Consider the following 24,671-nt stretch of genomic DNA (forward strand, 5'->3'; position numbering starts at 1 on the left):
ATCTGCATCAAGGTTGCCACGAACGTCAGCGCAAATCTTTCTCGAGGCCGCTGATTCCATCCGACAAGGCTTGTTTGAGAAGGAGCACGAGTTGCTCGCGTGCTTCTTCCGCGACGTCGATCTGCAGCGTCCACGACAGCTCCGACTCCGAGCCCGTTTTATCCTTCACTTCCACCGTGCCGAGGTATTTGCTCACCGGAAACGGGGAATGCGTTCGCTCATAGCGAAAACGCTTGGCGGCGGGATCGATTTCCAGCACGCGATCGCGCATTTCCGCTCCGTCGGTCAAGGTCAGGATTCTGATCGCACCGACGCCCGCGCCTTCGACGCGGCAGTCGGAGATGATCGGAAACCAGCGGTCGAGCCCGCCGATCGAAGCAATCGCCTGCCAGGCCTTCTCGCTCGCGACCGAAATTGATTTCGTGACGTTCAGTGTTTCCAACATGTTGGGCCTCCAAACCGGGCAGCGCCGAAACCGCACCGTCTCGGCTCGGAGACTGCCTTCGGAGCTCTAGGTTTTGGAGGGCGCCTCGCCCGCCGTTCATTGGGCAATTTGCCCGATCTAGCGGTTGCCAAGCTAGAATCAACCGGACTGCAGGTAGATTACGTTGGCGAGGGCCGAGAAACGGGTAAAATCGGCGCTCTGTCCATGGGCCGGGAGCGGCAAAAATGCAGTTGATGTTGCATCTCATTTCGCGTCTCGTCGGTGTGACGCTCCTCTGCCTCATCGTCACGATTGGTTGGGTCATGGTGGACGCGCATCGCGCCATCGAGGCGGAAGCGGCGGCCTCAGCCGATCGCGTAGCGCGCGATCTGGAAAATCTTTACTGGCGAGAAATTCTTTGGCGCGGAAGCATGCGCAAGGACAAGGTCCTTCCCATGCCCAATTGGGAATCGCTCAATACGCTCAGAGTTATTTCGCCAGGCGTCTGCATCACGGTCGCCCCAGGAAACCTAGAGCCGCGCATCATGTGCAGCCAGGTGGAAGGCGTGGGGACGCCCGCGCCGGAATGGTTCGCGACGGTCTACAACGCCTTTTTCGGACAGCATGTGTCGATCACGCGATTTTTGACCAAGCGGCAGCCGGAAGCGGGCGTCGTCACGGTTGAAGCCGACCCCGCTGCCGCCGTGCGGCAGGCGTGGCGACAGGTAACGATCGTTCTCGGCGTTGCCGCTTCGATGGCGATCGGCATTTGTCTTTTGGCCGTGATTGCCATCGTGCATGCCTTGGCGCCGGCGCGAACTATTACCGCAGGGCTCCGGCGTCTCGAAAAAGGCGATTACGCCTATCGACTTCCCGCCTATGGGACGACGGAATTCGGACATATCGCCCATGCGGTGAACGACCTCACCGACCGCCTCGCGCAGACGACCGCCGAGCGGATCGCGCTGACAAAGCGGCTGTTTGAAGTGCAAGAGGAGGAACGCCGGGCGCTTGCGCGCGATCTCCACGATGAATTTGGCCAATGCCTGACCGCAACCCTGGCTTTCGCCGCCGCGATCGAAGCCGGCGCGAGGGTGGACCGCGCCGATCTTGCCGATGATGCACGCTCGATTACGCGCGTTGCCAAGCGGATGATGACCACCTTGCGCGAGGCCCTCGCGCGTCTGCGATCGCAAGATCTCGACGAACTGGGATTGGAGGCGAGCCTCGCCCAACTGGTGGCGGGCTGGAATGCGCAAACCGCGCCGAAGGCGGTGTTCCATCTCGATTTGTCGGGCGACCTCGCCGGCGTGCCGCGGGCGATCGCCATGAGCGTCTATCGCATCGCGCAAGAATGCCTCACCAACGCGGCGCGTCACGGCAAGCCGAGCGATGTTTATCTGCGCGTGGAGCGGACGACATCGGCGGGCGGAGCGGTGGCGTTGACCGTGGAGGACAATGGCGGCGGCGACCCCTCGCGCATCAGCGTGGCGACCGGCCACGGCATCCTCGGCATCCGCGAGCGGATTACCGCTTCCGGCGGCAGCCTCGTCATCGGACAGGCGGCGCGGGGCGTCCGCGTCGTGGCGACAATCCCCTTATTGGCAAATGGATTGGCGCCCGCCATGACGGCGGGACTGGCATGACCGGGATTTCCATTCTCCTTGTCGACGACCATCCTGTCGTCCGCGAAGGTTATCGTCGCCTGCTGGAGCGGCAGAATGGATACAAGGTCGTCGCGGAGGCGGACAACGCCGCCGACGCCTATCGGCTCTATCGTCAGGCGACGCCCGACATCGTCGTTATGGATATTTCCTTGCCGGGTGTCGGCGGACTCGAGGCCGTGCGGCATATCCGGCAATGGGACCGGCGCGCGCGCATCCTCGTCTTCACGATGCACAATGGCGCCGCCTTCGCACTAAAGGCATTCGAGGCCGGCGCCGCCGGATATGTCACGAAAAGCAGCGATGCCGCCGAACTCATTCGCGCGGTCACGATCGTCGCGCAGGGCGGACGCGCTCTCAGCAGCGACATCGCCCGCGAGATCGCCGTGGAGCGGCTGGCCAATCAAAAGAACCTTGTTGACGACCTCGGACCGCGCGAAACCGAAATCCTTAGATTGGTAGCTTCCGGTCTCACAACCGACGAGATTGCCAATTCGTTGAACCTGAGCGTCAAGACGGTCCAGAACTATCACTATCAAATCAAATCGAAGATTGGCGCGCGCACGGACGCCCATCTCGTGTGGCTGGCAATCGGCGCGGGATTGGTCGGCGCAGATCGGATCGTCTAGAGCGTAGTTACGATTTCGGGCGGTGGGGGATTCTCGCCGGGCATTTTCCGTGATTCAAGACTGATTTTTGGAGATCGGCTTGATGATTCGGGATGTCGATGCGCCGCGTGACGATCAATGGGAGCGGCTTCGGGACCTCGTGCCGGGCGGGAGAGCCGGTCAGCGCGGTCCGCGCTGCGACAACCGGCGCTTCGTCGACGCGCTCTTGTGGATGGCCCGCTCGGGCGGGCGGTGGCGCGACCTGCCCGGACGGTTTGGCGATCATCAGGCGGTGAAGCGCCGCTACTATCGATGGATCGAGCGAGGCGCGTTAGACAGATTTCTCGACGCGCTCACCACCGAGGCTGATCTGGAATGGCTGATGATCGATTCAACGATCGTGCGCGCTCACCAGCACGCCGCCGGCGCGCGGATCGCCAAAGGGGGGCGGATGCCCAAGGTCTGGGCCGATCTCGGGGCGGACTGAGCACGAAGATCCACGCCGCCACCGACGCGCTCGGCAATCCCGTCCGGCTTCTTCTCGGGCCAGGGCAGCGCAACGACATCACAAAGGCGCATGACCTCATCGAAGGTTTCGAGGCTGAAGCCGTCATCGCCGACAAGGGTTATGACGCGGATCACTTGCGCGAGGCTGTCCTTGCGCGTGAGGCCGAGCCGGTCATCCCGTCCAAATCCAATCGCCGCGCGCCGCTCCCCTACGACAAGGCGCTTTACAAAGAACGCAATCTCGTCGAGCGGTTCTTCAACAAGCTGAAGCAGTTCCGCCGCGTCGCCACCCGCTATGACAAGCTCCTGACCAATTATCGAGGCTTCGTCCTCCTCGCCGCCATCGCCATAATTCTCAAATAATTCGTCACTACGGCCTAGGAACGTATGGGAAAGTCATTGACGGCTTTGACGCCACCGAATCCTTTCCGATTCCAAGACGAACTGGCGTATTGGCTGCAATGGTGAACATGACGTCGGGAGCATTGTCCGTGAGAGAGCGGCCGTTCCACTCTGCGAAGCCGAATATAGCTGGAGTGCCGACCTCGTAAGGGAGGATGTTGGGGAAGAACCGGTGTGCAACTTTTTCTCCGTACGCCGTGGGGTCTTCGGCGGTTCCATTTGCGGACACGACGCCGGCGACCGCCTTGGCGACGACCTCTCCGTAAGTCGCAAAGTCATCAGCGGGCCGGCCTGCGTTGAGGCAGTTGCCGAGGTCTTCGTTGAACTGCGTGAACAATGGGTGGATCATCGGAAGACCTACACGATTGATCGAACGCCAGCCGCCGGAGTCGGTGGCAAGCGTCGCCACTGCCCACACGCCGATCCGCCGCTTGTCGCTAGAGCCCACGAGCAGTTCGCCATCTGGCACTTCGAGCACGATCGAATATACTGTGTGGCCGGCGAATAGATTCTTCGCCTGATTTGGATCCCATCCAGATAGGTCGACGACCGTGCCGTCCTGAAACGCGTGCCCAACCGCGTGCAGGACATCAGGTTCAATCCAAAACGGGTCGCCGGCTTTGCCGGCCCAAATGCGCAGACCGGTCGCCGTAGCGACGACCTCACCGGTTGTTCCCTGAGCGACGACTGTGCCTTCCGCATTCGGATCTACCGCGTCTGCGCCCCTGATATGCTGTACAACGTAACGCTGCGCGCCTTGCTCGTCACGTTTGTCGAATGTAATACGATAGGTAACATCCTCAACGGCGTCGCCATTGAGGTCCACCTTGAATTCGTACATGCCTTCCGGATGATAGCCAGGCACAGGAATCGCGCCGGCGATTGAGTGGCAAACGTTGATCACGAATACAGTGCCGGACTCGCCGCGGAATAGATAGAGGTCCGTGATGTCGAGGCGGATGTCCTGCCGAGCGATCGGTGAATCGAGGTGATGGGACATGGTGTTTGCCCTTCTCCATTTACTAGACGGAATGGACTGTATCGTAGGCTTAAGCGCTATCGCCGTCGACCGGGATTCATAGGCCTGGGAAGATGAAACGAGGTCCAGACGTAAAGCGGCCCCGCTTTGTATCCAACGCAGCCGATCGCGTAGCGCGCGATCTGGAAAATCTTTACTGGCGAGAAATTCTTTGGCGCGGAAGCATGCGCAAGGACAAGGTCCTTCCCATGCCCAATGGGGAATCGCTCAATACGCTCAGAGTTATTTCGCCAGGCGTCTGCATCACGGTCGCCCCAGGAAACCTAGAGCCGCGCATCATGTGCAGCCAGGTGGAAGGCGTGGGGACGCCCGCGCCGGAATGGTTCGCGACAGTCTACAACGCCTTTTTCGGACAGCATGTGTCGATCACTCCCGCAATATGCGTTCGATGGCTTGGCCGGCGGTCGGCTCCTCCGCAGGCGCTTGCATCATCAGGCGGCCACCATGGCCAATCTTTTTTAGGATCGTGTGGTTTCGCCCGCCGGACCAATCTCACGAGGCGTCGCGCGCGCGGAAAATCCTGGCGATTGGAAAAGAATTTGCTTAACGCCCAAGCGAAAATGTCCAGGGGCCTGAGCGAATTTGTCGCGGCCTGCCGGCATGCTCAACGGGCTTGTGAAACTCGAAATGGCGCCCACGTTGAGATGAGTAAGTTAAGCGAGACGATATCAAATCAAAACGCTGGCCGAATGCGCCGGCAATAGCATGGAGGAGAAACGGCGATGCTACCGCTAGAGACGTCTTCAGATCCAAAAATTGCGACGAAGAAAGAACCTACCGATCGTACCGCCGACATGCTGTGGCGGCTTATGCTTGCCATGCGCGTCGTCCTTCCGGGGGCTATGATCTTTCTGTTCTGCAAAGCCTATTTTGGTTGGTAAATCCTAAGGGCAAGCGGGCGCTGGAGGCTCTTGAAAGAGCCTCCTCCTGGCCGTCTTAAGAAGCCGCTGCCGCGAGCAGTCCTTTGCCAGGCGATGAGGGTTGTGATCCCCACCCTCATCTCGGCGAGAGCCAAAGGATCGGCCTAGCCAATCTATTTCGGGCCAGGAATTTTTGAGCCGGCAGGGCAGTAGGTCACCACATAGCCACGGCTCGCATTGACCGGGCATGTCACCTGCTTATCGTCGGTCGGGTGCTGATAGGCATCCGGACAGTTTACCCCGAAACATTTTCCACCCTTGACCTTGATGCCTTTCGTGGTGAAAGAGCAATCGAGGTTGGTTGTCCACGCAATGGGCACGTTGTAAAATATGTTGGCTGCTTTCGTTACGCAGTCGGTGGGGGAAACTCCCGGCCCGCATAGTTTGGGCGGAGAGTGAGGACCCGAGCCATAGTTCGTGCTCAGATTGACGAAGTCGTTTGTGGGCATGCCCTTGGGGGTGAACTCAAAATGGGTCCCAAAGGTCCCATCCTGGACCATTTGGGTGCCGCAGCAATTGTGCTGCTGCGCGCATATGCTGCGCCCGCTGAGATTGGGATTGCAGTAGGCCGCATATTTCGCGTCTTTGCCTTCCCACATCCAACCTTCGCGTTGTTTGGTGCCTGGGACGCCACCGAGGTCGGTCCATCCGTCGCAATTGGGGCACTGGTTGTCGGTCAGGTTCGGGTACGCCATGATGACATTCTGGCCACCTGGATTGAAGGACGAAATGGCCAATGATGTTTGGCCGCCGGCGCCCAATGGACCGATTTGCGGACCCGTTGATTTAAGGGTGAGGCCGAATTTGCACGCGTTCACAAATTTGATCTGCCCCGCGTCTTGGCCAACGCAAACCCATGGGAAGGCAAAAATTGCGAGGCCCGCGACCACGAGCCCAAGGGCGAACTTCCGGTTCGCAAACCGATTTTGTAACGTTAGTTTTTCTCTGCCCATGATTTCTCTCTCGAAGAACTGCCTTAGCCGTCTCGGCGACGATCGTCGCTGGATGCGATCGAGAGAAGATAAACTACAGGTGTGGTGTAGAGTGTTAACATTTGGCACGGCTGGAAGCCGCCGATGACCCGTACGACCGAGCGGCCGGCGAATCTCAGCGCCATCGCTGATGCGGAGGTGGCGGCAAAAGGATATCGCCTATAAGGAAAATGGTTTTCGAGACCGGAATAATTTTGGCGGAATGCTTCTCCCCCAAATGTAGGAGGCCAGGATGACAACGAACTGGCATGAAGCTGCCTCATACTTGCTTCCATGAGATGGGAATCGTCGACTACGACGCGTGACAATTGCGCAACATTGCAGCGCCTTCGTTTGGAACGCATATCTGATAGCGCCGAACCCAAATTGGGACTGGGGCGTAGGTGATTGGCATAAAAAGGGGGGAGCGGATGAACCGGATCTTAGTTGCGGCAGGGGTTTTTGCGATATCGCTATGCCTCGATAGGGCAGCAGCGGACGTGCCTTTAACTGGTTTTTTTATCGCACGAGAAGCCTGCCCGGCCCTCCAATCAATCCGAAAGGAGACAAATCCCGGTGCCGTTCAAACCGAGCCGAACCGATCTTATCCGCTGCTTTCGAAAAACAAGCCCGCGGCATCGCATTACATGATTGAAATCGCCGGTGCCGAGCCGTCGCGTCGCTGGGTGGCCGTGACCTGTGGAGAACATGTGGTTTCGGCCGATGGCTCGACCCCTCCGCCCAAAACCAGCGAGGAAGAAGGGGGCGGCGGGCTCCCCTCATCGAAACAGCCGGCCTATGTCCTTTCCGTGAGCTGGCAGCCGGCCTTCTGCGAAGGCAAGAGCGACAAGACCGAATGCAAGACCCAGTCGGCGGGTCGGTTCGATGCCACGCATTTCACCTTGCACGGCCTGTGGCCGCAGCCGGGAAGCAATATTTTCTGTCACGTTTCGCCCGATCTCGTTGCCGCTGACAAAAACAAGGAATGGGACAAGCTTCCGGCTCCGAAACTCGAGGCTGCGACGCGCAAGAGCCTGGAAGAGGTCATGCCGGGAACAGCGTCGAATTTGGAGCGCCATGAGTGGATCAAGCACGGCAGTTGTTTTCAGGGCGAATCCGCGGACGCCTATTTCTCACGGGCTCTCGCGCTCATGGCTCAATTGAACGGATCAAAAGCTCGGGAGCTTTTCGCAAGTCACATTGGTTCCGAAATCACGAACGCAGCGATCAAGGACGCCTTCGACGAAAGTTTTGGTGCCGGCTCTGGCGACCGTGTGCGGGTTTCCTGTAAGCGGGATGGGTCGCGCAACCTGATTGTCGAACTGACCATCGGGCTCGTTGGCGAGATCGATGACGAACCGTCTTTTGCTGAGTTGGTTGCAGCCTCCAGCCCCACGGATCCCGGCTGTCCGCGAGGGATCGTTGACCCGGTCGGCTTGCAATAAAATCCTCGGGGATGAAGAGCAATTTGTCGGATCCTAGGGAGACGATGCCATGGAAGCTTTAGGGATTGAATCGAAAGTTTTGGCTCGGCTGGTTCTTGCGTCCGCTCTTGTGGTTTCCCCAAGCTTCGCGGCCACAGCGGATCGGGGCGGCTGGAAAACACACGACAAAATCCAGGGAATGAAAGACGAGAACGGAGAAGCCAAGAAATCCAAAAATATCAGCGGAATTGCTTGCATTGAGGCAGTGGGGTTCCCAAGGCGATGCTTGGTCATCGACGATGAATTGCAGGATGCCCAATTCGTCACCCTTACCAAGGGTGTGATCGATGCGGGAAATTCCGTTCATCTGATTGACGGCGAATATCACGATGAACCGCTCTCGCTCGATGGCGAGGGTGTCGCCTATGCCGACGGCTTCTTCTATGTGATGGGATCGCACGGCCATCCCCGTGATCCCGATCATAAGCTTAATCCCGAACGCGACAAAGACAAGATAGATGCAAAGATCGCTGCGAGCAGCCAGATCATCCGCATCGATGCATCCGCGGATGCGAACGCGATCGTCTCGACCGGGAAGCTCAAGGATATTCTTAAGAGCCAAACCGAACTGGCCAAATCTATCGACCAGCGCCTCGATGAAAATGGTCTGACGGTCGAGGGCATCGCGGTTCAGGGCGACCGGCTGTTCGCGGGATTGCGCGCGCCCTCGCTGCAAGGAGGCTTAGCAGCTGTAGTTTCCGTGAAGCTGGGAGCCCTTTTCAACGGAGCGGCTCCAGACCCGAAATTATTCCGCCTCCCGCTCGGCCAAAATCGCGGCGTGCGCGACCTTGCACGTTACGGCGAGGGCTTCCTCGTGCTGGCGGGCCCGGCTGCCGGGGTTGAAGGCCCCGCGGCGGTCTTTGCTTGGGATGGGAAAGGCGAGAAGGTGACGCTGCTCGCGGATCTTCCACGCGAGGAGCAAAAAGGCGAACAGATCAAGGCCGAGGCGCTGCTGCCGTTAGATTTAAAAGCCAAGGGCTTGCGTGTCCTGGTCCTTTATGACGGCGGCAAGGAGGGGGCGCCTCGCTCATTCCTAGTCGGCAAGCCGCCATTCTGAAAAAACATCCAGAGAAAATTTGCGCGTAAAGCGGTTCCAACTCTTTGCTAAAGATGCAATGCGAGCGCAACGCCAGGCGATATTCAGGGTCAGATTAGAAGCGTTTTAAATAATTGATATTACACGATTATTCCTTTTAATTGGAGCCGGCCGATGGCATGGTAATTGGATGCATCCTCCAATGAGGCCCAATGGGAGCGTCCGAAATGTCATCTCTCCGCAATGCTGTGCATTTTGTCGGTTTGCGTGCAACTGAGGGCGCAAGCGTCCGCTGATGAGGCTGGCCTTTGTTCTCATCCATCGCTTTGTGGGCCTCGCAATAGCGGCTTTTCTCTTCGTTGCGGGGCTGACGGGTTCTGTGATTTCATGGGACCGTGAAATAGATCGCTGGCTGAACCCTCAACTTTTCAATGCCGCGAGTCAGAGCGAGCCTTTAGCGCCGCTAGACCTCGCCGGGCGGGTTGAGGCCTCCGACCCGCGCGGCTTCGTCACCTATCTGCCGCTTCACACAAAGCCGGGAGACTCGGTCTCGATGCTGGTCGATGCACGAGCGGACCCCGCGACCGGAAAACTATTCGACCTCGGCTATGACCAAGTCTTTATCGATCCCGTGACAGGGGTGATCCTGGGCAAGCGTGAATGGGGCGTCATTGGGCTCGATCGACAACATCTCATCCCTTTCCTTTACAAGCTCCATTACAGCCTTTGCATTCCGGAACTATGGGGCATCGATACGTGGGGCGTTTGGCTCATGGGAGGGATCGCGCTCCTCTGGATCGTCGATTGTTTCGTTGGATTCTATTTGACGTTGCCGATGCGGCGCCGTGCGGTGAAGGATTCCCGCAGGGCAAATTGGTGGGGCCGTTGGAAGCCCGCTTGGCGGATCAAATGGGGAGGGTCCGGCTTCCGCATGAACTTTGATATCCATCGTGCTCTTGGCCTTTGGACCTGGATTCTTTTGTTTATTCTCGCGGTCACCGCCGCCTCTTTGAATCTTTATAAAGAAGTGGCGCAGCCGGTCGTCGCCTTTTTCTCGACATTCACACCGACCCCGAGCGACCTGCGCACGCCCGCGCCGAAAAACGCACCCATCATGCCGCAGCTCTCCACGTCGGAAATTCTCGTCCGCGCGCGTGCCGAGGCCGGGCGCCGGCAGTGGCAAGAGCCGCCGGGTGCAATCGGCTACATCCAGCAAATCGGCGTTTACAGCGTGCGTTTTTTTGAACGCGGCGACGATCATGGTGCGGCCGGCGTTGGGCCGGCGGAGCTCTATTTCGACGGCGAAGATGGACGCTATCTCGGGGATCGTCTGCCCTGGCATGGCACCGCGGGCGATCTCTTCCTGCAAATTCAGTTTCCGCTGCACTCCGGCCGTATCGCCGGCATTGGGGGGCGGATTTTCATTTCTTTCATGGGCCTCGTCGTGGCCACGCTCTCGATTACCGGTGTCGTCGTTTGGTGGAAGAAATACCGTGCCCGCGTCAGCCAGGCGCGTAAGCAGAATGTGACAATTTCGTCACGCCTTGCAGAATTAAATTCTGGATCAAGCCGGATGACCAAGTAAACTAAGCCATTTACAAGGGAAAGTCGCCCTTTGGAGAGTAGTAGAATTAAAATAATTCCAAAACATTTGCATTGTCCACTCATAAGAAACGGCTAAAATCAGGTCTTGGAACTCAGTCTATTAGAAAGACTGGGGTGAATGCTAGGAATGTAAGGTGTTCAGCGTGAGGAAGATAAGCTCGCGCGCAACGATCTCAGGCGCCGGAAGCTCATGACGATGTGGTCGAACACCCTCAGCAGGCTCTTCACTGCTCACCGGATGAAGCTCATAGCGATCGTCGCCAAGCGTGTGCGTGACCGTGAAGCCGCAGCTGATATTGTCCAAGATGTCTTCATGAGGGTATTCGAAGCGGGCAGCACGGGGTCGGCTGAAACGGACCAGCGGCTGATTTATGCGGCGGCACGCAACGCGGCGATTGATCTCGGCATGATGAACTCGCGCCGGGCGCGATTAATGAAGGGCGTCCTGTTCGAGCAGATTACTCCGATCGTGGTCCCCGGCGGCGGTTCGAAGCTCGAGGCCAAACAGGCCATTGCGGCATTGGACGAGGCGCTGGCCGAACTTAGCCCCCGCGCTCGCGAAATCTTTCTAGCGCACCGTGTGCATGGTGAACCCACGGCCAAAATTGCAGCGCGTTTGGGCATTTCCGTGAGCGCCGTCGAAAAACATCTTGTCCGCGTCCTGCGGCATTGTCAGAGCCGGCTGGCCCCGCATCTCGACCGCACCTGAAATTCTTTTTCTTTTTTGATGCGGATTTTTCCGCCCCATTCGTTTATTAGAATGGATGTAAATTATCTTGCCGAGCCGAATGCGGCAAAATCATTGAAGAGAATAAGGGGAACCGCGATGGCGGCAAGCGTGGAGCCAAGCGAAAAACAGCGCGACGATGCAGCGCTTTGGCTGGTCCGCCGAACCAACCGGTCCATTTCTCCGGCGGAAGAAATCGAGTTCTCGGAATGGCTTGACGCCGATCCGCGGCATCGGGTCGCCTATGCTGAAATTCAGGATCTCTGGGTTTGCTTGGAGGAGCCCGCGCAACGGCTTGCCGAACGGGCGCTCCCTTCGCCGCGGCCGAGTGTTGCTTCGCGGTTACGCAAAGTTGGGCTGTTCGCGCCGGTGATCGCCATTGTGGCGCTGCTTTTCATCTGGTTCATCGATCCCTGGATTGTCCAGAAATGGTAAGCCCACGCGTGGCGTGACGCGCAAAAACGCTCGCATTTGTCGGATGATCCGACGCCCCGCGCGGCTCGCGCCTTTCCCTCATCCCTCCCTAAGCTCGTGGCTCCGCGTAAGGGAGCCGCGACGCCCAGTTGCACTGCAGCAGTTTTTTCCCGCTGCCAGGTGCGGGTTTGCATCCCCCATTCGTCATTAGTGATGACAGGTGGTGCTTAGCTCGGGGGCAGTGGGATGCGAGGACGCGGCAGACACGGACAATTTCGGCTGAGAGCCGGCCTCATTGCGGCCTCGGCATTTTTGGCGCCGCCCGTTCTTGCCGAGCCGCAAACGCAGGGTCGAGGCCCTACCGTTCCCGACTCGGGAACCATCGCCCTCGATGCCGTCAATGTCCAGGCTATCGGCAATGGCAGCGGCGAGAACGAAGGCTATGTCGCGGAAACCACATCCGTCGCGACCAAGACCAACACCCCCATCGTCGAGATACCGCAATCGATCTCGGTCATTACGCGCCAGCAGCTCGACGAGCGCAATGTGCAAACGCTTTCCGAGGCCTTGACCTATACTTCCGGCGTTGAAATCGGCGTCTTCGGCTTCGATCCGCGTTTCGATTCCTTTTATGTGCGCGGCTTCGATATGACCTACACCGGAATCTACCGGGACGGACTGCGTCAGCCGGCCGGACCCTTCTCCATTTTCAAGACGGAGCCCTACGGGCTGCAGAGCATCACGGTCATCAAAGGCCCGAGCTCGGCGCTTTACGGGATCGGCTCGCCCGGTGGCCTGATCGACTTGACCAGCAAGCGTCCGCCGGTCGCCCCCTTGCATGAAGTTCAGCTCCAATTCGGAAATTATCAACGCGTCCAGGGCAACTTCGACCTTGGCGGCCCCATCGATCCCGCCGGGGAATATTCCTATCGTTTGACCGGACTCATTCGCGACAGTGATACCCAGCTCATTGGTGTGAAGGACAATCGCGATTTCATTGCCCCCGCATTCACCTGGCGGCCCGATGAGGCGACGTCGTTAACCATCCTGTCGGAGTTCCAACATAGCCTGACCACCGGCAACCCAGGCTTCTTCCAATTGGCCGAAGGGCAATTGTCCACGCTCTACTCCGGCGACCCGGCCTTTGGCGATTTCAATCAGAACCAGGCCCGCATCGGTTACGCCTTTGAGCATAAATTCAACGACACATTCACGGTGCGGCAAAACCTGCGTTATGCCTATGTTTTTGCCGACGCGAAATACACCCAGATCGATGCGATCGACTACACAACCCTGAGCGCACTGCGCTCAACCGGGCGCGTCGTCAATCATCTGAGCACCCTCAGTCTCGACAATCAGCTTCTCACCAGATTTGACACCGGACCCGTCGGTCATCTCGTTTTGCTGGGTACGGACTACACGCAGGCTGGTTTCAACGACAAGGTCGGCTTCGGCTTGGCCCCTAATCTTCTCGTCGCCACGCCGTATCCGCCCTATGGCGGGCTTTTCATCCCGAGCCCCGCTTACACCAGCAATATCGATCAGTTTCAGCAGGATGTGGGACTCTATCTTCAGGACCAAGCAAAATGGGGTCCATGGTCACTGACCCTCAGCGGTCGCAGCGATTGGGTTTCAACAAAGACGAATGACGAATTCGCCCTGACGGAAGTGGTTCAGAACGATAGGGCCTTCACCGGACGCACCGGTTTGAGCTACCTGACGCCCATCGGCATTGCGCCCTACATCAACTATGCGACGGCCTTCGCGCCGACCATTGGCACCGGTGCGAACGGCCAGCCTTTCGTCCCTATCACCGGCGACCAAAAAGAGGTTGGGGTCAAGTATCAGGTCCCGGGCCTCAATACGCTGATCACCGCATCTTTGTTCGAAGTGACCCAATATAATTCGCTTAGCCCGGATCCAGCGAACATTGCGTTCAGCATTCAAACCGGAAAGATCCGCTCGCGCGGTTTCGAACTGGAAGGCGTTGCCAATCCGGCTCCGGGGCTGAATGTGATCTTGGCCTATACGGCGCTCCAACAGCGGATCCTGGACGGCCAATTCGATACCATCGGCAAGGCGCCTTCTGGAATCCCGGCCCAGTCATTCGCGCTGTGGGGAGATTACACGCTTCAGTCGGATACACCTTTCCCTGGGCTTGGGGCTGGCCTTGGCATGCGTTTCATCGGCGAAAGCTTCGGCAACGATCAAAACACGTTCGTAAACAATCAAACGACCTTGTTCGATGCGGCCCTGCATTATGATTTCGAAAAACTGGATCCTCATCTAGCCGGTCTGCGGTTCCAGCTGAATGCAACAAATTTGTTCAACCGCGCCTACACAACCTCGCAGGCCGGATTTGGCTATTGGGGCCAGCTTCGGACCGTGATCGCCTCATTGCGTTACCGTTGGTGAGGCGCATCGCGTTCTTAGCGACGCCGGCGAATATTCTTTTAGCTGTTTGTTTCCCGACCGAGACCTCAGGAAATCGTGGCCTCCAGGAAATCCATTCATATGTCGAAACCCAAGACCTTTGAGGGTAAAGATGCTCTCCTGAACGTCGTTATTTGCCAAAGGCGGCAGCTTCTTTCCATTGCGCGGCGAATTCTGCACTGCTCTTTTCTCGCCGAGGATGTGATTCAAGACGCGGCGGTGAAAGTGAGCCACATGCAATATGAGCGGAGCATTCATTGCCCCGTGCAATTCGCAAAAAGCATGGTCCGCAACCTCGCGATCGACCAGGCCCGCAGGCGGAAGCTCGAAAATAATTACGCGGCTCTGGAGACGGAGGGCGAGAATTTGCACGTGCCTTGCTCCGATCCTTGCGCGCGGCTGGAGGTCTGCGAGGCCATCAACGCGGTTTCAGCCGCGCTTGACGAACTGCCAGATCGAACGCGCCGTGTCTTCGAGCGCGTCCGCATCGAGGGCATTTCGCAAAAAGCCATCGCGGCGGAACTCGGCGTGTCACCGACCCTTGTCAACTTCATGGTTCAGGAAGCCCATCGGCATTGTCTTGCGCGACTTCAAAAACATGAGGAAGGTCCGGAGGAAGGTTTGCGGAAGGCTTTGCCACCTCCCGCCCAAGCAGGGGCTTTCGACTCCGGCCGCCCTCAATCGGTGGGACCCGGGAAACGGGGACCTCGTCCCCGGAAGAAAACGCTTTGCGGCGACAAGCGCGCTGCGCCCAATCTGCGCGAGGCGGCTGTTCGCTGACGCGCTGGCATGTTGCCCTTGAACATGCCTTCAGCGGCGGGCGCACGCCAACGCCTGCTGCAGATCCGCCCAGAGCATATCGGGATCTTCAAGGCCAATATGTAACCGGATAAGACGCGGGCTGACGCCAAAGCGGGCGAAACAATTCGCCTTGGCCAATTGCAACGGCGCGAGCGCGGGAACGACAAGGCTCTCCGGACCGCCCCAGCTTACACCCAGGCGGAACAGTCGCAACGCATCGACAAAGGATGGGACGTCGATCGCCTCGGTGACCTCAAACGAGAATAAGCCGGTGTAGCCTTTGAGACTGGCCTTGCCGGGATGGTTCGAATAGACCGGGTGCAGGACCCGCTCGACATCCGCGTGGTTTTTAAGCTGTTCGGCGATCGCAAGCCCGCTTTTCATGTGCTGTGGCAGCCGCAACGGCAGCGTTCGCAAGCCGCGCAAAAGCAGCCATGCTTCCAAGGGCGATAGTTTGGCGCCGAGATAGGGATAGGTCTGGGAATTGATCGCGCCAATATGTTCCGCCGATCCCGACACGACTCCGGCCACCGTGTCGCTATGGCCGCCGAGATATTTCGAGGCTGCATGAATGACGAGATCAACGCCGTGGACGATCGGCCTTTGATAAAGGGGCGTTGCCCAGGAATTATCCAAGACACTGACGATCCCTTGCGCGCGCGCCAGCTTCGCCAGTGCCGCAATGTCCTGCAGTTCGAAGACCATCGAGGATGGGCTTTCGAGATAAAGCAGTTTCGCGCCGGGCAGCGCCGCGGCGATCGCCTCTGGATTGGAGCCATCGACATAATCGACGGAAACCCCAAATCTCGACAGGATCAGCTCGAACATGCGATAGGCGTCGCTATAGACGTGCCGTATCGTGAGGATCCGATCCCCCGCCGAGACGAAGGCGAGAACGGTGGCGGCAATTGCGCCCATGCCGCTTGAAAAGGCGCGGGCCTTTTCAGCGCCATCGAGCGCGGCCATGATCCGCTCGAATTCCATGACGGTGGGGTTGTCGCCCCGCGAGTAAATAAGCTGATGGGAGCGGCCGGCATAAACATCGGCCATGTCCGCATAATTGTCGAACGTGAACAGCGACGTTTGAAAGATCGGCGGCACCGCCGCGCTCGCGGGATGGGTGTCAGCGGCAAATAGCGCGGCCATCGACGCAACGGGGTCGTGATCGGAGGGGGGGAGGGGTCTGTTCATTGTGCCGACCCGCGGAATTTAGGGTTTTGAAGTGGCAAAGTTTGCGCTCCTAATGTCTGGTTGCAGGCGCGAGTTGCTAGAGGGGCCCGGAGCAGGATCGCGCGGGTGTGTCAGAAGAAAGCGCGCCGCGGAGGGCAAACCGTTTCAGTGCCTCCGTCTCGCGCCAGAGAAATAGGCCGGCGATAACGACGGTAAGGGCAATGGCCACCGCAGGGGCCATGATGACGCCGTCAAGCCCCCAGAGACGAGGGAGAATGAGCAGCGGCGGAATGAGCAGATAGCCTTGCGGAGCAAGGCTTACGATGGCCGCCGACCGTCCCTTGTCGAGCGACTGCAAGAGCACCAGAACCACGAGTTGCAACCCGGTCAGGCCGAAAAACAAATGGAAAGCTATGACCGCCTGAGTCCCCAGCGCAAGTACGGACGGATCTTTTGTGAACAGCCCGACAATGGCATGCGAGAACGTCAGGATCACAACCGAATGTGCAACCGCGAATGCGGTGGTGACAAGAAGCATGAATCGGGTCGCCGACAGCACGCGCAGCGGAGCTTTCGCGCCCCAGGCATAACTGAGCACGGCCTGCGCGCCGATGCAGAAACCGACCAGCGGGAGTTCGCCCAGCGTGAACACCCGCAGCGCAATGCCGATGGCGGCGATTGCGGCTTCGCCACCATAGGCGCCAGCGGTCCGGTAGATCAGCGTGAAGGTAATCGCAGATAGAGCGGTGGTGAGCGTCGCCGGCAGTCCGACGCTGAAGATGGGGCGCAGGATCGCCACCGTCGGGCGGAACAGACGCCAGTGAACCCGAAGATTGCCGGCGGATTTTTTGAAATAGAGAGCAAAGGCGGCGAGCGCCGCAAGCTGCGAGGTCATCGTGGCGAGCGCCGCGCCGGAAACGCCCAGATTGCAGCCGAAGATGAAGATCGGGTCGAGAATGATGTTCAGCGTAAACCCTCCGATCAAGGTCCACATGCTGAAGCGCGTATTGCCCTCGGATATGACGATGAAATCGCAAAGGATCTGTAGAAGCGTGAAGGCGCAGCCGAAGGCCAGGACTCCGACATAGTCCTGAGCCGGCGGCAAAATGGCCGGGGTTGCTCCGAATAGGCGGAGAAGCGGCGTCAGCCATATAAGCAAACCGACCGTGCAGGCGACGCCGACCAGTCCAGCGAGCCCCAAACCGATGGTTGCCGTGGAATTGGCCTCGTCCGTATTGCCCGCGCCGAGGTGGCGTCCGATCGACGCGGCACAGCCGACCCCCAAACCATGGCCGATCGCCGAAATAAAAAGGAAAATCGGAAAGACCACGCTGACGGCGGCGACCGCCTCCGGCCCGACGTTTCCGATGAAGGCCGCGTTGACGACATGGTGCAACGCATGGATCGACAAGCCGCAAACCGACGGCAGCGCGAGCCGCATGATAAGCGAAAACAGCCGCGGATCCGCAAGATCGCTCGGCTTCAGAAGCGATTCTTCGAAGTCCGGTGTGACCGGTGCCGGAACCGGATCTTCAAGTGTCGACAAGGGGGCATTCATGAAACCGCCACCTGCTCGCCTTGGAAACTGCGCTCCGGAGAGGTCGAAGGCGCCTCCAGCTTCTCGGCACCCCTCTCGTTGGGAATCCACAATCGGTCGCCGAAATAGCGTTCGCGCAGCAACATCACCAAGAGCGCTCTTTTGTGCGGAAAATCGAAATGCTTGATCTTGGCGAATCCCGACCTTTCGAGATTACGAATCTGCTGGGCGTGAGCGGCGCTCGGCTCTCCGACGATCCGCTGCGTGCGGGGATCGTCGAGAAACATGAAATGCATCAGGGACGGCAGCCAGGCGGTGATCCACGCCTTGCCTCGAAAGGCAGGCTCGCCCACGGCCACATGCCATCCACGGTCATAGTCGTCGGCGTCATAGTAGGGGCCGAGCCGGTTTTCCTTTGCCCAATAGATTTCGAAATAGGCAAAAGGCTGATCGTCGAAGCACCCGATCAAGGGAAGCATATGCGAGTCGGCGATACGCTTCTGGAGATAGGCGCGGTGGCGATCGAGATCGCCACCTTCCTCCCAAATTTTGTCGACCTGGGGATCGTTCATCCATTTATTAAAGCATTCGAGATCGGCTGTCGGATCCAAAGCGCGAAACGATAAGACCTGGTCGAGCCAAGGAATGAAGCGGGCATAAACCAATCCCTTGGGCTTTTGCGGGCGCAAAGGGTGGCGCTTGCCCTCCGTCATCACATGAATCTGCGGAAACACCACGCCGGCTGGCTTGGCGAGCCAGGGCGCGGGCAGCTGCCAAAACATTTCCGGAGCGACTTCGAGATCTTTGCCGCGATCGAGGGCGATCCCTGCCGCGATCAGATTCGCGCGGAGGCCTGGCATGGCATCGATCTGGAGGCGCAGGCTTTTGAGATCAGGGTCGCGCGCAAATAGCGCCTCGATGGCCGCCAGCAGAATATTTTCGGTTTCGGGGTTCGGCGTGTCCGCCGGCCTTCCGATGGAGACGAGTGTTGTTGGCTTATGATCGAGACGAAATGCCGCAACTTCCCGATCGGCTTTTCTGATCGACAGCGAATCCGGCGCAACAGTCACAGACAACTTGCCTACCGCATCGGTGTTGAAAGCTGAAAATGCGTGGTCACAAGAGGTTTGTTGCGCAAGATACATCCATTACTCCGCTTCCGGCCAGATAAATGCGGCCAAGACGATTAGAGGCTTTCGATTCGGCGAGGTTTGCCACCCGCCGAACGAAGCTCTCCTTGGCTAAGACGAATGGAAAGGCCCGCGATTTAGCACCGCCGGCGATTTTCAGAACAGCAACGCCTTTTGCCATCGCCGCTAAATTTTGTGGACGCTCGTCCGTCCCACAAAGGAAGCCATCGCGTGAGCGCATCGGATCGACCGTCTCCTTTTTAAGGCATTGGGTACGTTCGATGACATTGTCGCAAAGCGGCGCAACTCCGCGCTGCTTTCCGAGATCTCGAAGGAAACCGATTCATTGGCGGGGGAGAGTGTTGTGAATATCCCAGTACCCATGAGTTCAGCCGAACCGGCGGCAACGCCGCTTTCAGCGGCTGGCCATCCGCTCACGCTGGCCCAGCGGCGGATCTGGTCGCTCGCGCAAATCGGCAATGACCATGTCATGCACCGCTATTCATTGAACCTGCGGTTGCAAGGTCCTCTGGATGTCAATGTTCTCATGCGGGCGATACGGCTCATCGGCGAGCGTCATGGCGGATTGCGCATGCGCTTCCTGCGCTCCGCCGGTGGGCACGTCGATCAGCAGATCGATGGTCTCGCGACGCTTGCGGCGAAGTTGGTGGATCTCAGTGCCATAGAGCCGGCGCGCCGGGAGGCCGAGGCTACCCGTCTGATGCAGGCCAATGAATCGTTCGACCTCGCGGATGATCTACCGACTCGGGTCCGCATTCTGCGGCTTTCGAATGACGAGCATATCTTCGCGATGACCGTCCATCCCATTGTTTGCGATGCGGCTTCGCTGCGCATTCTCGGGCATGACCTCATTGAAATTTACGCGGCCCTCGCCCATCACCGGGTGCCCGAGCTGCCGGCGCTCTCCGACGACGCGATGCAGGCGGCTGCGGAGCAAACTTGGCTTCGTTCCGAGGCGGCACGCAAGAGGTTGGACTTTTGGTGCGATCTGCTCCCCGCAGCACAGGAGTCCGCGGTTTTTCCGGTGCGGACGATGGATGGCCGGGTCCGCACGGGGGAGCGCGGCATCCACGGTTTTAGCCTGGGAGCAGAGCTCAGCGCGGGATTACGGCGCTTGGAGCGTCGCACAAACTCGCCGCTGTCCAGCTTGCTTTTGACCGGCTTCAACGTGTTGCTTCGCCGCTACGACGATAAGCCCGAGTTCACCCTCGGCGTGGTCGTCGAGAACCGCACCGAAGCCAATCGGCAAAGCATGTTCGGGCGTTTCGAGGATATCGTTCCGGTCGTGACCCGCCTGACGACCGATATGAGTTTCTTTCAGGCCATTGAGCAGGTTTCCGCAAAACTGGAAGAATCCCTGTCCCATCAGGTCCCTTTCGAGCGGCTCGCGCAGGAAATCTCGGATCGGGATGGCGAAGCGGGCAAGACTTTTATCCGGGCCTTGTACGAGCACCGGCCGCCCTTGATCGACCTGGCGCGCTCCGATGTGGGGTTGCGGGTCGAGAGCATCAAAGCCAATGGGCTGCGCGGCGATGCCGATATTGTCGTCCAGACCTCCGAGAATATGGACAGGGAGATCGAAGGCACCATCGGCTTCTCCAAGGATATGTTCGACGGCAAGACGATCGAACAGGCCATGGTGCATTTCGTCAGAATCCTCGAAGCCGCCGCCGCCGACCCCCGAATTCTGATCCGTGACATCGCGCTGCTCGACGCGGAGGAACTCGATTTTCTGTCCGCGCCCTATCCCGATGGCGAGACGGACGATGATCGTCCGATCCACCAGCTCATTGCGGAGCAGGCGCGCCGCCGTCCAAATGCCCCCGCCATTTTCCAAGGCGATTTCTCTTGGTCCCACGACCGGCTGGAGAAAACCGCAAATCGACTTGCGCACCGTTTGCGTGCTGTAGGGGTGGGCCCCGAGGTTTGTGTCGGCGTTGCATTGCGGCGATCGCCGGAGGCAATCGCTTCGATTCTCGCTGTCCTTAAGGCTGGCGGCGCCTTCGTTCCGATCGATCCGGATCATCCGTCGGCGCGCAACCATCATGTCCTGAATGATGCAGGCGCACGGGTGATCGTCACCCAAAGCGGGCTGCGTCAAGCTTTGCCTCACGGCTTCAGCGGTTTGATCTTGGAACTCGATCAAATCGAACTCGATGGCGAGCCCGACGTTGCGCCCGAAATCGACATTGCGCAGGACCAGCTTGCCTATGTGATTTACACCTCCGGCTCGACGGGGGTTCCCAAGGGCGTTGCGGTTGAGCATGGCCCGTTGACGAGGCACTGCCAAAGCACCGCACGTATTTACGAAATGGAGTCCCAATCCTGCGAGTTGGCGTTCCTGCCCTTCAGTTCGGACGGCGGCCATGAACGCTGGATTGTTCCGCTGCTGGTTGGCGGCGCCGTCGTGCTCCCGGATCGCCTTTGGACGCCCGAAGAGACCTTTGCCGCGATGCGCCGGTATGGCGTCAATAATGCCAGTTTTCCGACAGCCTATCTGCAGCAATTGGCGGAATGGGCGGCGGCGACCGGCGATGCTCCGCCGCTTCGGCTTTATTCGTTTGGCGGCGAGGGCCTGGCGCAAAAGACCTTCGACCTCTTGTCGAGCGCGCTCAAGACCAAATGGCTGATCAACGGCTATGGTCCGACCGAAACCATCATGACGCCCATGGCTTGGAAGGCGCCAGCGGGCGCACGCTTCGAAGGCATTTATGCACCGATCGGACGCCCGGTCGGCCGCCGAAGAATTTACGTGCTCGACAAGGATCTCAACCCGGTTCCGATCGGTGTGACCGGCGAGCTGTTCCTGGGCGGTGACGGGGTCGCCCGAGGCTATGTCGGAAATCCGGCACTTACCGCCGACCGTTTCATCAAGGACCCCTTTGATAACGGAGGGGGCAGGCTCTACCGCTCGGGCGATCTCGCGCGGTGGAGAGAGGATGGCTCGGTTGAATTCGTGGGCCGGATCGATCATCAGATCAAGCTTCGCGGCTATCGCATCGAATTGGGAGAAATCGAGGCCGCGCTTGGTGCGGCTCCCAACGTCGGCACTTGCGTCGTCCTGCTGCGCGCCGACGAGGGTCGCGCGCCAGCCCTTGTCGGCTATGTGGTGGCCTCGGATGGAGCGGCGCTCGATCCGCTCGAACTGCGCCGACATCTTGCTCGCCAATTGCCCGAATATATGGTCCCCGCCGCCATCGTCGTGCTCGACCGGCTTCCGCTCACCGCCAATTCGAAACTGGATCGCGCGGCGCTGCCTTCTCCGCTTGCCTTCACGGCTGACCTCGAACCGCCGAAGACAAAGCGGGAGGAGGAACTCGCGTTGATCTGGCGCGAGGTTCTGGGCCTCCCAGCGGTTGGGGTGAACCAGAATTTCTTCGAAATCGGCGGCCATTCGATCGCGGCGCTGCGAATTCTGAGCCGCATCAAATTGCTGAATCCGTCGAGTGATATCGGGATCGCCGATCTATTTAATCATCAAGACATAAGGTCCCTGGCTCCGGTGATCGATCGGAAACGGGAAGGACCGGTGACCGCACAGGTCGTTCGGCTGCGCGCGCGCGGCGAGCGGCCGATGCTTTACTGCTTCCCCGGTCTGCTCGTCAGCACCCGCGAATATATGCGGCTTGTCGACTACCTCGGTCCAGATCAGCCGGCGACCGGCTTTCTTTGCTATTCGCTGTCGGAAGAGAAGAAGATCGACGCCTCGGTCGAAGAAATCACCGCCCATTATGTCGAGCGCATTCGGGCCGAGAGCAAGGGACAACCCTGTTTCTTTCTGGGTTGGTCTTGGGGCGGACTTCTCGCCTATGAAGCGGCGCGCATGCTGAACCATGACGTCGACGTGCGCATGATCGGCATGGTCGACGTCTGCGACATGGACACCGACTTCGCGGTCGGTGCGATTCCTCGATTTGTTCCCGGCGAACGCGAGGACCTTAACTGCCGCATTCTGAACTGGTTGGAACACACCAAGATGCGCTCCGATTGGGACCGGCTTCTCAATTCCATGGATGCGCAGGCCTTCGACCAGTTCCTGCGGTTCGTCGGCAACAGCGAGGAAGATCTGCCCGTTGACGGCCCTGACATTGGCAGTCGCGAACACACATTTTGGGTACTGATCGATAATGCGCTGATCTTTCGCCGCTATCACATGAAGCCGTTTGATTGCCCAATCCGTTCCTGGGCTGCCGAAGACTCCTTGAACCGGGGTCTGAACCTGATCGACTGGCGCAGTCTTTCCCGCGACGCGGGAGCTGCGGAAATCGTCGCCGGCACGACTCATCTTCACATTATCGGGGCGTCGGCTTTTCACGCCCGGTTGGCGCTTCGCATGGACGAGGCGCTCGAGAAATTGCGTCCGGGTTCAACCAAATCAAGGACCGGAGACGTTCCACAGATCATGGAGTTTGGCCACCAATGAATGAAAACACTCTTGATCTCGCGGGAATCGGGATCGGACCTTTCAATCTCAGTCTTGCGGCTCATCTCGACGCCATACCCGATGTGAAGGCTCGCTTCTTCGATCAGCGGGAACGTTTAGATTGGCACCCAGGGCTGATGTTGCCGGATGTCGAGCTGCAAAACTCGTTTCTCAAGGATCTCGTTACGGCGACCCATCCCACCAGCCGATGGTCCTTCCTCTCCTATCTCGTCGCCCACAAGCGATTTTATAAATTCATGAATGCCGATTTCGGGGCGGCACCGCGAAAGGAATTCGCAAAATATCTCGAATGGACGGCCAACGGATTGAGTCAATTGCAATTCAATGCGCGGGTCAAAGAGATTTCATTCGGTCGGACCGCGTTCACGGTCAGGTTGGATGACCAAACCTATTCGGCGCAACATGTGGCGCTCGGCATCGGCCACGTGCCCTATGTTCCGACCTGGGCGGGTCCGCTGCTGGGAAACAATTGTTTCCATTCGTCGCAAACGACAGATCGTCTGCCCGACATGTCGGGCGACCGGGTTGTCGTGATCGGTGGCGGCCAAAGCGGCGCCGAAGTTCTTCTCCATCTCATGTCCTTGGGGGCTCGGGCGCCAAAAGAAATCAAATGGATCAGCAGACGGCAGAACTTCGAACCGCTGGACGCCACCTGCTTCACCAATGAACTTTTTACGCCGGAATATGTCGATTGCTTCCGGCGCCTCGGCGAGGAGCGCAGGCAAGGTCTGCTTTTTCACCACAAGCTTGCCAGCGACGGCGCCTCGGCGTCGACGCTGCGGGCGATCTACCAGCGGCTTTATACGTTGCGCCATTTGGACCAGAGCGACATGGATGTCACTTTGCTTCCCCATCGCGATGTGATTCAGGTCGACCGCCACAAGGACGAGTTCAAATTGGTCATGCGCAATGGTTTCGACGGCGGCATTGAAATCGCTTTTGCCAATGCAATCGTCCTGGCCACCGGATACGCCTTCAAGGTACCGGAGTTCCTGGCGCCGCTGAACGACAGGATCGGGTTCGACCGCGCCGGCAATTTTGTGCTGGCCGACGATTTCTCGGTAAAATGGGATGGGCCTCGCAATAATCATATCTTTGCGCTGAATGCCGGCCGCCACAGCTACGGGATTGCCGAGCCGCAATTAAGCCTCATGGCCTGGCGTAGCGCTGTCATCGTCAACGCTCTGTTGCGCCGGCAGCATTTCGATCTGGATATGCCGCCCTCCATGATCCGTTGGGCGACGAGCGAAGATGGCCGCGCCAAAGCCCTGGAGTCGAGCCTCCTGATTGCCGGCTGACCGGCCGGGCGGCTGGCAAAAGTACTCTGACGGCTC

General features: G+C 58.9%; 19 protein-coding genes. 13 read left to right on the top strand and 6 right to left on the bottom strand.

Features of this window, described 5'->3' with window-relative positions; genetic code table 11:
* Nucleotides 1-25: 25 nt before the first annotated feature.
* On the bottom strand, nt 26-445 hold the full coding sequence (locus CU048_11855; GenBank protein QBR71847.1) for a polyketide cyclase: 420 nt from the start codon (nt 443-445) through the stop codon (nt 26-28).
* A 224-nt stretch (nt 446-669) separates the two neighbouring features.
* Between CU048_11855 and CU048_11860 the strand changes: the two genes are divergently transcribed.
* The 3 genes from CU048_11860 to CU048_11870 all read left to right on the top strand — a co-directional run bounded on the left by CU048_11860 (nt 670) and on the right by CU048_11870 (nt 3,566).
* Complete coding sequence (locus tag CU048_11860; protein QBR71848.1) at nt 670-2,070, top strand: sensor histidine kinase; 1,401 nt, start codon at nt 670-672, stop codon at nt 2,068-2,070.
* Entirely contained in the window at nt 2,067-2,717 is a 651-nt protein-coding gene (locus tag CU048_11865; protein QBR71849.1) for a DNA-binding response regulator, read from the top strand. Before CU048_11860 ends, CU048_11865 begins: the two co-directional genes overlap by 4 nt.
* 82 nt (nt 2,718-2,799) lie before the next feature.
* Nucleotides 2,800-3,566 (top strand): IS5/IS1182 family transposase gene (locus CU048_11870; GenBank protein QBR72892.1). Its coding sequence is split into 2 segments (ribosomal slippage): nt 2,800-3,145 and nt 3,145-3,566, totalling 768 coding nucleotides; the frame shifts between segments, so codons are not numbered across the junction.
* A 7-nt stretch (nt 3,567-3,573) separates the two neighbouring features.
* On the opposite strand, the gene CU048_11875 is transcribed toward CU048_11870, so the two are convergent.
* Nucleotides 3,574-4,605 (bottom strand): hypothetical protein, encoded by a 1,032-nt coding sequence (locus CU048_11875; protein ID QBR71850.1) that lies wholly within the window; start codon nt 4,603-4,605, stop codon nt 3,574-3,576.
* 92 nt (nt 4,606-4,697) lie between these two features.
* On the opposite strand from CU048_11875, the gene CU048_11880 reads away from it, so the two are divergent.
* Nucleotides 4,698-5,348, top strand: coding sequence for a hypothetical protein (locus CU048_11880; protein QBR71851.1), 651 nt, complete (start codon nt 4,698-4,700; stop codon nt 5,346-5,348).
* A 329-nt stretch (nt 5,349-5,677) separates the two neighbouring features.
* Here CU048_11880 and CU048_11885 read toward each other — a convergent pair whose 3' ends face one another.
* Entirely contained in the window at nt 5,678-6,517 is an 840-nt protein-coding gene (locus CU048_11885; protein ID QBR71852.1) for a hypothetical protein, read from the bottom strand.
* Nucleotides 6,518-6,966: 449 nt separating this feature from the next.
* Here CU048_11885 and CU048_11890 point away from each other — a divergent pair, with 449 nt between their 5' ends.
* The 7 genes from CU048_11890 to CU048_11920 all read left to right on the top strand — a co-directional run bounded on the left by CU048_11890 (nt 6,967) and on the right by CU048_11920 (nt 15,014).
* The gene (locus tag CU048_11890; protein QBR71853.1) at nt 6,967-7,980 is read left to right on the top strand and encodes a ribonuclease T; all 1,014 of its coding nucleotides are present in this window, start codon (nt 6,967-6,969) and stop codon (nt 7,978-7,980) included.
* A 49-nt stretch (nt 7,981-8,029) separates the two neighbouring features.
* Entirely contained in the window at nt 8,030-9,076 is a 1,047-nt protein-coding gene (locus CU048_11895; GenBank protein ID QBR71854.1) for a hypothetical protein, read from the top strand.
* Nucleotides 9,077-9,347: 271 nt separating this feature from the next.
* Nucleotides 9,348-10,640, top strand: coding sequence for a peptidase (locus CU048_11900; protein ID QBR71855.1), 1,293 nt, complete (start codon nt 9,348-9,350; stop codon nt 10,638-10,640).
* A 210-nt stretch (nt 10,641-10,850) separates the two neighbouring features.
* Nucleotides 10,851-11,369 carry an RNA polymerase subunit sigma-24 gene (locus CU048_11905; protein QBR71856.1) on the top strand — a complete coding sequence of 173 codons (519 nt, stop codon included), beginning with the start codon at nt 10,851-10,853 and terminating at the stop codon, nt 11,367-11,369.
* Between the two features lie 18 nt (nt 11,370-11,387).
* Nucleotides 11,388-11,822: a hypothetical protein gene (locus CU048_11910; GenBank protein QBR71857.1), complete on the top strand. Its 435-nt coding sequence runs from the start codon at nt 11,388-11,390 to the stop codon at nt 11,820-11,822.
* Nucleotides 11,823-12,047: 225 nt separating this feature from the next.
* Nucleotides 12,048-14,216, top strand: coding sequence for a TonB-dependent siderophore receptor (locus tag CU048_11915; protein ID QBR71858.1), 2,169 nt, complete (start codon nt 12,048-12,050; stop codon nt 14,214-14,216).
* A gap of 99 nt (nt 14,217-14,315) precedes the next feature.
* Entirely contained in the window at nt 14,316-15,014 is a 699-nt protein-coding gene (locus CU048_11920; protein QBR71859.1) for an RNA polymerase factor sigma-70, read from the top strand.
* Between the two features lie 30 nt (nt 15,015-15,044).
* Here the strand turns inward: CU048_11920 and CU048_11925 are convergent, their stop codons facing one another.
* The 3 genes from CU048_11925 to CU048_11935 all read right to left on the bottom strand — a co-directional run bounded on the left by CU048_11925 (nt 15,045) and on the right by CU048_11935 (nt 18,887).
* Complete coding sequence (locus CU048_11925; GenBank protein QBR71860.1) at nt 15,045-16,226, bottom strand: hypothetical protein; 1,182 nt, start codon at nt 16,224-16,226, stop codon at nt 15,045-15,047.
* Between the two features lie 76 nt (nt 16,227-16,302).
* On the bottom strand, nt 16,303-17,763 hold the full coding sequence (locus tag CU048_11930) for an MATE family efflux transporter (protein QBR71861.1): 1,461 nt from the start codon (nt 17,761-17,763) through the stop codon (nt 16,303-16,305).
* Nucleotides 17,760-18,887, bottom strand: coding sequence for an N-acetyltransferase (locus tag CU048_11935; GenBank protein ID QBR71862.1), 1,128 nt, complete (start codon nt 18,885-18,887; stop codon nt 17,760-17,762). Before CU048_11935 ends, CU048_11930 begins: the two co-directional genes overlap by 4 nt.
* A gap of 367 nt (nt 18,888-19,254) precedes the next feature.
* On the opposite strand from CU048_11935, the gene CU048_11940 reads away from it, so the two are divergent.
* Nucleotides 19,255-23,316 (top strand): non-ribosomal peptide synthetase, encoded by a 4,062-nt coding sequence (locus CU048_11940; protein ID QBR72893.1) that lies wholly within the window; start codon nt 19,255-19,257, stop codon nt 23,314-23,316.
* Nucleotides 23,313-24,635, top strand: coding sequence for a lysine 6-monooxygenase (locus tag CU048_11945; GenBank protein QBR71863.1), 1,323 nt, complete (start codon nt 23,313-23,315; stop codon nt 24,633-24,635). The genes CU048_11940 and CU048_11945 overlap by 4 nt, the downstream gene beginning before the upstream one ends.
* The last annotated feature ends 36 nt before the right edge of the window (nt 24,636-24,671 follow it).

Source organism: Beijerinckiaceae bacterium (genome assembly GCA_004564215.1).
In the GTDB taxonomy this organism is placed as follows: Bacteria; Pseudomonadota; Alphaproteobacteria; order Rhizobiales; family Beijerinckiaceae; genus Methylocapsa.